This is a genomic window from Antarctobacter sp. (genome assembly GCF_034670325.1).
In the GTDB taxonomy this organism is placed as follows: Bacteria; Pseudomonadota; Alphaproteobacteria; order Rhodobacterales; family Rhodobacteraceae; genus Antarctobacter.
On sequence record NZ_JAXMNR010000003.1, the window covers coordinates 207,395 to 219,411 of the forward strand.

Here is a 12,017-nt window from a genome sequence, read left to right on the forward strand (position 1 = left end):
ACTACTTTCCCGGAGTCTGGCGCCTGACCCGCTTGCGCGCAAACCAGGCTTTCTCCTATCATGGATCAGGTAATCTGATCCAAGGTGGCACCGATGCCGAAACTGCCCCCACTCAACGCGCTCCGCGCCTTTGAGGCCGCCGCCCGACACGAAGGCTTTATCGGCGCGGCAGAGGAGCTGCATGTGACGCGGGGCGCCGTCAGCCGGCACGTCAAGCTTTTGGAGCACCATCTGGGGGTGCCGCTGTTCCGGCGCCATGCGCAGGGCGTCAGCCTGTCTGAGGCGGGGCGTCGCCTGATGCCGGTCCTGACAGAGAGCTTTGCCCGCATCGCCGCCGAGGCAGAGCGGATCGCTTCGGACGCCTTGGATCTGCATATCATTTGCCCGCCCGCCACCTCTATTCGTTGGCTGCTGCCGCGTCTGGACCGGTTTCGCGCACGTCATCCGGATATCCAGGTCCGGCTGACCACGGATTTCCATTGCGATACGATGTTTAACGGGGTGGAGTACGACCTTGGTTTCTCGATCGAGAACCAGCCAACCCGGGCGCCGAACATCGCGGTTCAGGGGTTGTTCGGTGTGCGTATGTCCCCGGCCTGCTCACCAGCCTACCGGGCTAGTCACCCGCTGGAACGGCCCGAGGACCTGGCGCAGGCGGACCTGCTGCACGAGACACCACGGCACGGGGACTGGACTGATTGGCTGGCAACCTTTCCCGTGACCGGGGTCGATCCGGCGCAGGGGCATGATTTTGCGAACCTCGATCTGGCCACGCGGGCGGCGGTGATGGGGACGGGCGTGGTTATGGCTGACCTGATGCTGTGCCGCGACGAACTGGAGGCCGGGACGCTGGTGCTGCCCTTTCCCGAGATGGTCAGCGATTCGCCCCTAGGGGGAATCTGCCTGCTGGGGATGGCTGACAAGTGGGACTTGCCCAAGGTGCGGCTGTTCCGTGACTGGGTGGCGGAGGAAGTGGCGGGGTGAACCCCGCCCTACGTATTACTCCGCCGCCACGCCTTCGGTGAACTGCAACCGCGCCAGTCGTGCATAAAGCCCGCCTTCGGCGACCAGCGCGTCATGGGTGCCGGTGGCGACGATCTGGCCGTTTTCCATGACCACGATCCGGTCGGCCTTTTTCACCGTTGCCAGACGGTGCGCGACGATGATGGTGGTGCGGCCTTCGGCCAGTGTATCGACGGCCTGTTGCACCGCGCGTTCGCTTTCGGCGTCCAGCGCGCTGGTGGCCTCATCCAGCAGCAGGACGGGCGCGTCGCGCAGGATGGCGCGGGCGATGGCGACGCGCTGTTTCTGCCCACCTGACAGCATCACGCCGCGTTCGCCCAGATAGCTGTCGTAGCCGTCCGGCAGTGCCGTGAGAAACTCATGCGCGGCGGCGGCGCGGGCGGCGGCCTCGACCTGCGCATCAGTGGCGTCGGGGCGGCCAAAGCGGATGTTGTCGCGCGCCGAGGCGGCGAAGATCACCGGGTCCTGCGGCACCAGCGCCATGTGGCGGCGGAAATCATGCCGTGCCATAGCGTCCAGCGCCACGCCGTCCAGCAGGATACGGCCCTCAGCGGGATCGTAGAAACGCTGGATCAACTGTATGATGGTGGTCTTGCCCGCGCCCGACGGGCCGACAAGCGCCACGGTTTCACCCGGCGCGATGGTCAGGTCGACCTCTGCGAGGGCCGACACACCGGGGCGCGAGGGGTAGGAAAAGCTGACGTGATCAAAGGTGATCTCACCGCGGACCGGCGTGGGGGCGGGCAGAGGTTTGGCCGGGTCACTGACGGTGTCCTCGGCCTGTAGCAGTTCGACAAGGCGTTCGGTGGCGCCTGCGGCGCGTTGCAGTTCTCCGAACACTTCGGACAGGGCCCCGACCGCGCCGGCGACCATGACGGAATAGATCACGAACTGGATCAGAGTGCCCGCGCTCATGCCACCCGCGCGCACGTCCCATGCACCGATCCAGAGCACGCCGACAATGCCGGTGAACACAAGGAAGATGACGATCATCGTCATGATCGCACGGGTCCAGATGCGTTTGCGCGCGGCGTCAAAGCTTTTCTCTGTCACGTCGGCAAAGGCACCGCGCGACTGGGTCTCATGGGTGTAGGCCTGCACGGTCTGCACGCTGGTCAGCGCCTCTGACGCATTGCCCGAGGAGGCCGCGATCCAGTCCTGATTTTCGCGGCTGAGTTTGCGCACACGGCGGCCCAGCACAAGGATCGGAATAACAACGGCAGGCACGATCAGCAGCACAAGGCCGGTCAGCTTGGCCGAGGTGAACAGCATCAGGACAATGCCGCCCACAAACAACAGCACGTTGCGCAGCGCGATCGAGATCGACGAGCCGATGACCGACAGGATCAGCGTGGTGTCGGTGGTGATCCGGCTGAGCACCTCGCCGGTCATGATTTTTTCATAGAACGATGGCGACAGCCCGATGACCTTGTCAAAGACCGCCTTGCGGATGTCGGCCACCACCCGTTCACCCAGCCGCGTCACCAGCGCGTAGCGCAGCGCCGTGCCGGTCGCCAGCAGCGCGGCGATCAGCAGCGCGGCCCCGAAATACTGATCCAGCAGCGCGCCGTCCTCGGTGTTGAAATTGTCCACGACGCGGCGGACCGCCAGCGGCAGGATCAGCGACACCGTGGCGGTGGCGGTCAGCGCGGCCAGCGCGGCCAGCATCAACAGCCGGTAGGGGAGCAGAAAGGGCCAGAGCGCGCGCAGGGATTTGAGGCGGCGCGATTTCTCACGCTCCTGCTCACCGGTGCCGGGGGTGGTCTTGGCGGCCATGGGGGCTCCTTCCTTGTCACGCACAGGGCGTTTTGCCACGCGGGGCGCGGGGGTCAAGCGCCGTCTTGACGCGGGACATGTCCGATACGGGAAGGATTATGGAGCGGGCGACGGGAATCGAACCCGTATCATCAGCTTGGAAGGCTGAGGTCTTACCATTACACAACGCCCGCTCAGCGGGTTATGTCCTATGATAGACTCAAATCGGGGTCAAGGTCGTGTAAACCGGTCAGGGGGGAAAGCTGGATGGATAAACCGCAGGCGGTCATCATCGGGGCCGGGGACGGGCTGTCCGCCGCGCTGGCGCGCGAACTTGGCCGCGATCACCAGCTGACACTGGCCGCGCGGACCGGCGACAGGATGCAGGCCGTGGTGCAGGAGACCGGGGCGCGGGCGGTGCTGCTGGACGCGACGGACGAGACGGCGGTCAGGCGGCTGTTCGATGACCTGTCCGACGCGCCGCGTGTGGTGATCTACAACCCCTCCGCGCGGGTGCGCGGCCCGGTGGCAGAGCTGGACGGCGAGGAGGTGCGCAGGGCCATCGAGGTCACCGCCTTGGGGGCCTTTTTTGCCGGAAAACATGCGGCGCGCAGGATGTTGGCGGCAGAGCCGGTGGGCGGCACACGCGGCACCATCCTGTTCACCGGGGCGTCGGCGGGGGTCAAGGGCTTTGCCCAGTCGGCCCCGTTTGCGATGGGCAAGTTTGCCCAGCGCGGATTGGCGGAAAGCATGGCGCGGGAATTGCACCCCAAGGGCATCCATGTCGCCTGGGTCAATATCGACGGGGCGATCCTGAACCCGGGCCGGGTGGAGCCTGCGGATGCGCCGGGGTCGATGTTGCGCCCCGAGGCGATTGCGCGCACCTATCGCCACCTGATCGAACAGGACCGCAGCGCATGGTCGCAAGAGATCGCTGTCCGGCCTTGGGTCGAACGGTTCTGACCGTGGCGCGGCAGGTTATGGCACAAAGGCGCGGCGCATGGCCCGCATCCTGATCCTGTCCAGTTGGGTGGCGCATGGCCATGTCGGCGCGTCGGCGGGCGCCCCTGCGTTGCAGGCGCTGGGCCATACGGTCACGCAACTGCCGACGGTGATGCTGTCCAATCATCCCGGCTGGCCGCATGTGGCCGGGGTGCCGGTCCCGCCGGAACGGGTCTCCGCGATGATCGACGCGGTGGCGGCGAACGGCTGGCTTGCGGAGCAGGACGCGCTGCTGGTGGGGTATCTGCCGACGCCCGAGCACGTGGCACTGGCCGCCGATCTGGTGGCCCGGATGCGCCGCCTTGGGGCGCGCATCGTGATTGATCCGGTGTTGGGGGATGCGCCGAAGGGGCTGTATATCGCCGAAGAGACGGCAGAGGTGCTGCGGGGCCGACTGCTGCCGTTGGCGGACGTCTTGACACCAAACCTGTTTGAACTGGGCTGGCTGACGCGCGCGCCCGTTGACGATATGCAGGCCGCCCGCGCTGCCGCCGAAACGCTGTTGGGGCCTGCGCAAGAGGTGCTTGTCACCTCTGCTCCCTTTGGACCGGGGACAACCGGGGTGCTGCGGGTGACTGCGCAGGGCGCGCAGGTCTGTCCGGTGCCGCTGCGCAACGGTGTGCCGCATGGGGTGGGCGATGTCTTTTCGGCATTGATTGCCGGGGGGCTGGCGCCGGGGGCGGCGCTGGGGCATCTGTCGGACCTGATAGACGCCAGCCTGCACACGCCGCACCTGCGGATCAGTGAGGCCGCCGCCACATGGACCCGCGCCACCCCCCTGACCGCAACGGAGATCTGAGCCATGGCCTTTGACTTCATTCTCATGCTGACCGCCAATGACCGCACCATCCCCGATGCCCGCGCGCGTCTGGAAGAGGCGCTGGAAGGCGGGGTGCGCCATATCGGGTTCAAGGACGTGGGCCTACCCTTGTCCGAGCTGAAGGTGCTGGCGGCGGCGATCCGCAGCGCCGGGGGGCGCAGCTATCTGGAGGTGGTCAGTCTGGACGCGGAAAGTGAGCTGGCCTCGGCCCGCGCGGCGGTCGAGATCGACGTGGATTGTCTGCTGGGCGGAACGCGGGCGCGCGAGGTGACAGAGGTCACGCGCCACCATCCGGTGCGGTATTATCCGTTTCCGGGGCGCATCACCGGCCATCCCAGCGTGCTGAAAGGCCCGATTGAGGACATCGCTGCCTCGGCCCGCGAGTTGGCGGATTTCGAACATGTGCACGGGTTGGACCTGCTGGCTTACCGGTTCGACGGCGCGGTTCCGGCCTTGATGAAAGCGGTCTGCGGCGCGGTGGGCAAACCCGTGATCATGGCGGGCAGTATCGACAGCGAAGACCGGGTTGCAGCCTGCGCGCAGGCGGGCGCGGCGGGGTTTACTGTGGGCACGGCGGCGCTGTCGGGGGTCTTTCCGGCAGAGGGCAGCGGGTTCGCGGCGCAGGTGCGCGCGATATTGGCCATCACGGCGCGGGCGCGGGCGGTATCCACGGCACCCCGGCGGCTGGCGCTGGTGGCGCATGACACGCGCAAGGCGCAGTTGCGGGCATGGGTTCTGCGGCACCGCGCGGCGCTGGCGGGGCACCGGCTGATCTGTACCGGAAGCACCGGGCGCATGCTGTCCGAGCTTGCCCCGGAACTGGCCATTCGACGGTTGCAACGCGGCGACCGGGGAGGCGATCAGCAGTTGGGCGCGCTGGTTGCGACCGGCGAACTGGACGCGGTGATCTTTTTCGCCGACCCGACGGTGCCGCATGGCGGGGACGTGGACTTGCAGGCGCTGACACGGCTGTCGATGCTGCACGACACGCCTCTGGCGCTGAGCACCTCGGCGGCGGATATGCTGGCGGCGGCGCTGCTGGCGGGCGGGCGCGAGGCGTGACTGTTCCAGTTTTAGGCATTGTCCGGCCCGTGTAGACACTTCGTTTCCATTTCATCGCCAATCTGCCTCTGAGTTTCCCTCAGGCAGAGGCGATCATGCCCATTCTATCCGTACCCCTTGCCAGTGCTGGCGAGGCCGCCACCGCCTGGCTGTTTGGCGGCAACCTTCTTGCGCCGCGCGCACCGATGACCGGCCCCGGCAGCCATGCCGAGGCGGTCGAGGCGCTGGGCGTCACCAGTCTGCGCTATCCCGGCGGGTCGCTGACAGAGAGCTTTTTTGACCTGTCGGACCCGGATTCCCCGACCGCCAGCGACAATGAGACCGGCGAGGTGGTAGATTTCATGCCGCTGTCGGACGCGATGGATTACGCGGGCGACACCGGCCGCGCGGTGACGATTGTGCTGCCGACGCGCGAACAGATCTCTGACACGCGGTTTGACGACAATGGGGACCGGTTCGCGGCGGTGGATGAGGCGGAACTGCGCGCTTTCGTGCGCGAGGTGATCACCGGCGAATACGGCGACGCGCCGGTCGCGGGCTTTGAGATCGGCAATGAATACTGGGGGTCGGGGCGGATGAACGCGGTCGAATATGGCCGCGTCGCGTCCGAGATGACGCGCATCATCGACAGCGAATTGCAGGCGCTGGCCCCGCTGTATCCCGAAGCGGCGGAGGTCGATATTCTGGTGCAGATGGGCACCAACTTTGGCGAATCCTCGCTGGATGAGGTTTATGACGGCTTTACCGACGCCGAGATAGCCGCCGACCTGAACGCCACCTACGGGCTGGACCTGTCGCTGACCGCACGGATCGACTGGACCGAGGTCAACAACCTGCTGGTGATCGAACAGTTCGACGCGGCGGAACTGGACGCCGTCGATGGCATCATCGCGCATGTCTATTCGCGCGGTCCCGATGCGCCGCACACCCGGTATTTCCACCTCGATCAGATACAGGACACATGGTTTGAGGAAAATCCGGACCTTGAGATCCATGTGACCGAATGGAACCTGCGGTCAAACTCCTCTTCGCTGGATGAGGCGCAGGATTACGGGCTGTTTCAGGCGCAGGAGATGCTGGAACAGGTCGAGGCGTTTATGGCCGAGGGGGTGGATGCGGCGCAGGTCTGGCCGCTGATCCAGAACACGCCGTCGGCGTTGAGCGAAGGAATGAGCTATTCCGGCAACACGCCCCCCGGTGAGATGTTTGCCCTGATGTCGGAGAACCTGCCGGGCATGACGATGCTGGATTTCGCGCCGAACGATGCGCGCGAGACAGAGTATGAGGGCGCAGGGATCGAGGTGCATGGCTTTGCCGATGGCGATGACATGCTGCTGTATATCATGGCACCGCAGGGCGGTGGCATGGTGCAAACCGGGGTGGACCTGCGCCCGCTGGTGGCGGATGTCGGCGGGGTCGAGGCGGTGGTGCTGGGCGTGGCCCCGGGGCAGGCGCCGGGGGACACCTCGTCGGACGCGGTGCTGGAACGACTGGACCCGGAGGACGTCTATGACGGCGGGCAGGTCGATGTGGTGCTGGCCGAGGGGGAGATCCTGCAACTGCGGCTGGTGGATGTGACCCCGACAGCCTCATTTGCGCCAGTGTTCGACAGCACCGCGCCGGGGGCGGGCCCGGCCGAACCGGTCGTGGTCCTTGACGACATCACCGAGATGGAGCCCTTGGTCGATCCGGTGCCGGATGCGCAGGCCGATGCACCGGACCCTGCGACCGATGCGCCAAGGCCGGGTCAGGCGCAGGCCAAGGATTTTTCCGCCAGCGACCCGGCCCCGGTCGCAACTCCGACCCCGGCCGCAGACCGTGGAATCGCGGACACTGATGTCTTGACCAACATCTTGGATCAAGAAGACGGGCAAAGGGACGCCCCGGAGACGGCACAGGTCGACGGGCCGGGTGCGGCGCTGCAAGACTGGGCGCAGGTGATGTCCTTCGATTCGGCAGAGCCGACCTCCGCACGCCCCTCCCAAACCCCGTCGGGACCGGGGCGGGAAGAGGATGAGGCCCATGACCTCTGGTCCGAGATCAACGATCTGCTGCCCCAGACCGAGCCTGCGCCGCCGCCCCCCACCGCTGCCGACCCCGCCGAGGCCGCGCACGAGCTGTTGACGTTGTTGGGGTTTGCGCCGGATCAGCAGGATCACGCGGCGGAGTCCTTCGATCTGTTCAGCGGTCCACCGGACGCATCAGAAGAGCCGGACGAGGAGGCAGAGCCCGGAGAGGGGTTTGACGATCTGGGGCTTAGCTGGGCGCTGGCTGCTTTGCCGCTGCTCGCAATGGCGGGGTTGGGATAGGGGGCGCTGCCCCCATCGCCTGTCAGGCGACCCCCCCCCGGGATATTTCCGGACAGAAGAAGCCGGGGGCGGCGGCCCTGCATCAGCGCGATGGACCTCTGCGCGGACGCTTGTTATCAGGCGGCGACGATTTTGCGAGGAGAGCGCTTATGTCCGCCCACGGCACCCCGATTCCGATGACTGCCCGCGCCTCCGGCCCGCTGAAGGGCGAGGCGCATGTGCCCGGCGACAAGTCGATTTCGCACCGGTCGCTGATCCTAGGCGCGATGGCGGTGGGTGAGACCAGAGTGACCGGTCTGCTGGAAGGGCAGGACGTGCTGGACACCGCCAAGGCGATGCAGGCCTTTGGGGCCGAGATCGAAAAGATCGGCGACACATGGCATGTGCATGGTGTCGGCGTCGGCGGTTTTGGCGAGCCGGGTAATGTCATCGACTGCGGCAATTCCGGCACCGGCGTGCGGTTGATCATGGGGGCGATGGCGACCTCTCCGATCACGGCGACGTTCACTGGCGATGCTAGCCTGAACAAACGGCCGATGGCGCGGGTGACCGATCCGCTGGCGTTGTTCGGGACGCGGTCCTATGGCCGGTCGGGCGGGCGACTGCCCATGACCATCGTCGGCGCGGCGGACCCTTTGCCGGTGCGCTATGTCGTGCCGGTGCCCTCGGCGCAGGTGAAATCCGCCGTCTTGCTGGCGGGGCTGAACGCCCCCGGTGAGACCGTGGTGATCGAGCGTGAGGCGACGCGCGACCATTCCGAGCGGATGCTGGCGGGATTTGGGGCGGTCATTTCGACCGAGGTCACTGATCAGGGCCGCGTGATCACGCTACAAGGGCGCCCCGAGTTGAAACCGCAGACCATCATCGTGCCGCGCGATCCGTCCTCGGCGGCGTTTCCGGTCTGTGCGGCGCTGATTGTCGAAGGCTCTGACGTTGTGGTGCCGAACATCGGGTTGAATCCGACGCGGGCGGGGCTGTTCTTTACCTTGCAAGAGATGGGTGCGGACCTGACGTTCGAGAACATGCGCGAAGAGGGCGGTGAGCCGGTGGCGGACCTGCGCGCGCGGTTTTCGCCGGATCTCAAGGGCATCGAAGTGCCCGCAGAGCGCGCCGCCAGCATGATCGATGAATACCCGGTGCTGTCGGTTGTCGCCGCCTTTGCCGAGGGGCGCACCCATATGCCGGGTGTCAAGGAATTGCGGGTCAAGGAGAGCGACCGTATCGACGCCATGGCCACCGGGTTGCGCGCTGCCGGTGTGCATGTCGAGGAAGGTGAGGATTGGTGGACGGTCGAGGGGCGCGGCCATGGCCACGTGCCGGGCGGCGTGACGGCGGAAAGCCATCTGGATCACCGCATCGCCATGTCGTTCCTGGTGATGGGCATGGCCTCGACCAAGCCGATGTCGGTGGATGACGGCGGCCCGATTGCGACCAGCTTTCCGATTTTCGAGGCGCTGATGGGCGGGCTTGGGGCCGAGGTCACGCGCGGATGAGCCGCGCGGCCTATCTGCTTTTGACGCTCATCACGCTGGCGGTCTATTTCACCATGGTGCTGTGGACCTTTTCGACAATTGCGGCGGCAGCGGGCGGATTGGTGCCTTTCGACCTGCGCCCCTGGGGCTATTCGCCCGAAGAGGTCGAGGCGTTCGTGAGCGCGCTGACAGAGGCGGGGCGCAGTCTGTATGCCGACGTGCAGTTGCGTCTGGATACGGTCTATCCGCACTTACTGGCGGCCTGGACCTGCGCCTCTGCGGCGCGGTTGTTTCGCGGGCCGGTGTTTTGGGCCATCTGCCTTGTGGCAGTGGTCGGCATGGCGGCGGATCTGGCAGAGAACGCCGCCGTGGCGCGGTTGCTGGAGGGGTTTGACGCGGACACGGCGCGCCGTGCCGCCCGCTGGACCGTGCTGAAATCGGCGGCCACGACGGTTGCGCTGACGGCGCTGTTGGTGGGGTTTGCCACATGGCTTTGGCAGAAGTGGCGCGGCCGGACGGCGGGCTGAACAGGTGGTGTTCGGCGATTGTTGACGCGCGCCGTCTGCAGTAGATCGGGACCAAGGAGAGGGATATGAGTTTTACCATCGCCATCGACGGGCCTGCGGCCAGCGGCAAAGGCACCATTGCGCGGCAATTGGCGGCGCGTTTCGGCTTTGCCCATCTGGACACCGGCCTGCTGTACCGGGCGGTCGGGCGCAAGATGCTGGAGGGGATCGACCCCGTTGAGGCGGCGCAGGCGCTGGATGTAACAAGCCTTGACGCGCTTGAACTGCGCGGGCCCGACGTGGCGCAGGCGGCGTCCAAGGTGGCGGCGCTGCCAGCGGTGCGCGCGGCGCTGGTGGACGTGCAGCGCGCCTTTTCTCGGCGCTCTGGCGGCGCGGTGCTGGACGGGCGTGACATCGGCACGGTGATCTGCCCCGAGGCTGAGGCCAAGCTGTTTGTTATCGCCAGCGCAGAGGTGCGGGCCGAACGGCGTTGGCGCGAGCTGGTGGCGGCGGGGCATGAGGTGACGCTGGAGGATGTAATGGCCGATGTGCTGGTGCGCGATGCGCGCGATATGAACCGGGCCGATGCGCCGCTGAGACCGGCAGACGACGCGACCACTCTGGACACCTCAAAGATGGCCATCGAAGACGCGGTGGCAGAGGCGGTTGCAATTGTAAACGCGGCGCGCGTTTCGGGCTAAGGCCGTTTCAGGCGGTGCACGGCCGGCAGCCGGGAGGTCCCGGGGCAGGTCCGGTTGGGCGCCTCAGCGGCGTTTCAGCGTATCGCCGTAGTCGATCGTGGGCGTCAGTTCGATAACCGATTCTGTCTGCGTTTCAGGATTCTCGACCCGCGCGGCGATGATCTGCGCCGCCTTGCGGCCAACCTCTTCGCGGCAGGCATCCATGGTGGCCAGATTGCGCGGCAAACCGTCCAGCAATTCGACCCCGTTGAACCCGGCAAGGCCAATCTGGCCGGGAATATCGATCCCGGCGTCCAGCAGATGCATCAGGCCACCGGCGGCGATCATGTCGTTGGAGTAGTAGAGAAAATCCAGCTCTGGTTCGCGTTCCAGCATGGCGCGGGTCATCTCTCGGCCTTTCCGGAGCGCCGATCCGCCAGAGTAGAACTCCTGATCGACGACTTCGATGCCTTCCTTGGCCAGCGCCTCTGTGAAGCCTTCGAACCGTTTGCGGGCGCGGTGGTCCAGCGGCATCTTGGTGCCCATGAAACCGATGCGCTGATACCCCTGTTTGAGGATCGCGCGGGCCATCTCGCGGCCAGCGCGGCGGTGGCTGATGCCCACGGCGCAATCGATGGGTGTGCCGTCCGTATCCATGATCTCGACCACCGGGATGCCGGCGGCCTTGAGCATCGCGCGCGCGGCGTCCGTATGTTCCAGCCCGGCGACGATCACCCCGGAGGGCCGCCACGACAGCATTTCATACAGAACGCGCTCTTCCTTCTCTGGCATGTAGTCGGTGACGCCCACAACCGGCTGCAAATCGGTCTCCTCCAGCACGGCGCTGATCCCCGAGAGGACCTCAGGGAAGACCATGTTGCGCAAGCTGGGGATGATCACGGCGACCAGATTGACCCGCTGGCTGGCCAGCGCGCCAGCGATCTTGTTGGGCACGTAGCCCAGCGTTTTGGCCGCCTCCAGCACCTTTTCCCGGGTCGCCTGGCTGACGTCGCCGCGGTTGCGCAGGACGCGGGACACGGTCATTTCCGAAACACCGGAAGCCTCTGAAACATCGCGAAGGGTGAGCGGGCGGGTATCGTCTGCGGCCAAGGGAATTTCCTTTTAGAGAGATATCGATACGTTATCGCAATCGGGGCGGTGCGCAAGGGGGCGGGGGACCGCAGGCGTTGGTCTGTGGCCCCTTGTCCCGGGTTCACAAGGACGCACATGGACCGCGGGTGCCAGAGCCGCCATTGCAGCCAATCCAAGGGTGACAGCAGCACGCGGAGCGGTTATCCACCAAGCGCACGGCCCCGTGGCTCAACTGGATAGAGCAGCCCCCTCCTAAGGGGCAGGTTGCAGGTTCGAATCCTGCCGGGGTCGCCATG

At 66.2% G+C, this 12,017-nt stretch carries 10 protein-coding genes and 2 tRNA genes; 9 read left to right on the forward strand and 3 right to left on the reverse strand.

What is annotated here, in order from left to right:
• The first annotated feature begins 93 nt into the window (after positions 1 to 93).
• Positions 94 to 984: a LysR substrate-binding domain-containing protein gene (locus tag VOI21_RS08990; RefSeq protein WP_323769506.1), complete on the forward strand. Its 891-nt coding sequence runs from the start codon at positions 94 to 96 to the stop codon at positions 982 to 984.
• Between the two features lie 15 nt (positions 985 to 999).
• Here VOI21_RS08990 and VOI21_RS08995 read toward each other — a convergent pair whose 3' ends face one another.
• Together VOI21_RS08995 and VOI21_RS09000 are read right to left on the reverse strand one after the other, a co-directional pair.
• Positions 1,000 to 2,799 carry an ABC transporter transmembrane domain-containing protein gene (locus VOI21_RS08995; protein WP_323769507.1) on the reverse strand — a complete coding sequence of 600 codons (1,800 nt, stop codon included), beginning with the start codon at positions 2,797 to 2,799 and terminating at the stop codon, positions 1,000 to 1,002.
• A gap of 99 nt (positions 2,800 to 2,898) precedes the next feature.
• Positions 2,899 to 2,972, reverse strand: a tRNA-Gly gene (locus tag VOI21_RS09000).
• A 73-nt stretch (positions 2,973 to 3,045) separates the two neighbouring features.
• Between VOI21_RS09000 and VOI21_RS09005 the strand changes: the two genes are divergently transcribed.
• The 7 genes from VOI21_RS09005 (at position 3,046) to VOI21_RS09035 (ending at position 10,650) form a co-directional block, all read left to right on the forward strand.
• A complete protein-coding gene (locus VOI21_RS09005; protein WP_323769508.1) occupies positions 3,046 to 3,741 on the forward strand; it encodes an SDR family NAD(P)-dependent oxidoreductase in 696 nt (231 codons plus the stop codon).
• 37 nt (positions 3,742 to 3,778) lie between these two features.
• Entirely contained in the window at positions 3,779 to 4,579 is an 801-nt protein-coding gene (locus VOI21_RS09010) for a pyridoxal kinase (protein WP_323769509.1), read from the forward strand.
• 3 nt (positions 4,580 to 4,582) lie between these two features.
• Positions 4,583 to 5,662: a methylglyoxal synthase gene (locus tag VOI21_RS09015; RefSeq protein WP_323769510.1), complete on the forward strand. Its 1,080-nt coding sequence runs from the start codon at positions 4,583 to 4,585 to the stop codon at positions 5,660 to 5,662.
• A 95-nt stretch (positions 5,663 to 5,757) separates the two neighbouring features.
• Positions 5,758 to 7,971: a type I secretion protein gene (locus VOI21_RS09020; protein ID WP_323769511.1), complete on the forward strand. Its 2,214-nt coding sequence runs from the start codon at positions 5,758 to 5,760 to the stop codon at positions 7,969 to 7,971.
• A gap of 149 nt (positions 7,972 to 8,120) precedes the next feature.
• Positions 8,121 to 9,464, forward strand: a complete 1,344-nt coding sequence (aroA, locus tag VOI21_RS09025; RefSeq protein WP_323769512.1) for a 3-phosphoshikimate 1-carboxyvinyltransferase — start codon at positions 8,121 to 8,123, stop codon at positions 9,462 to 9,464.
• Positions 9,461 to 9,970 (forward strand): hypothetical protein, encoded by a 510-nt coding sequence (locus tag VOI21_RS09030; RefSeq protein ID WP_323769513.1) that lies wholly within the window; start codon positions 9,461 to 9,463, stop codon positions 9,968 to 9,970. Before aroA ends, VOI21_RS09030 begins: the two co-directional genes overlap by 4 nt.
• A 65-nt stretch (positions 9,971 to 10,035) precedes the next feature.
• Positions 10,036 to 10,650: a d(CMP) kinase gene (locus VOI21_RS09035; RefSeq protein WP_323769514.1), complete on the forward strand. Its 615-nt coding sequence runs from the start codon at positions 10,036 to 10,038 to the stop codon at positions 10,648 to 10,650.
• A gap of 63 nt (positions 10,651 to 10,713) precedes the next feature.
• Here VOI21_RS09035 and VOI21_RS09040 read toward each other — a convergent pair whose 3' ends face one another.
• Positions 10,714 to 11,739, reverse strand: coding sequence for a LacI family DNA-binding transcriptional regulator (locus VOI21_RS09040; protein WP_323769515.1), 1,026 nt, complete (start codon positions 11,737 to 11,739; stop codon positions 10,714 to 10,716).
• A gap of 199 nt (positions 11,740 to 11,938) precedes the next feature.
• On the opposite strand from VOI21_RS09040, the gene VOI21_RS09045 reads away from it, so the two are divergent.
• Positions 11,939 to 12,015: transfer RNA gene (locus VOI21_RS09045), tRNA-Arg, on the forward strand.
• The last annotated feature ends 2 nt before the right edge of the window (positions 12,016 to 12,017 follow it).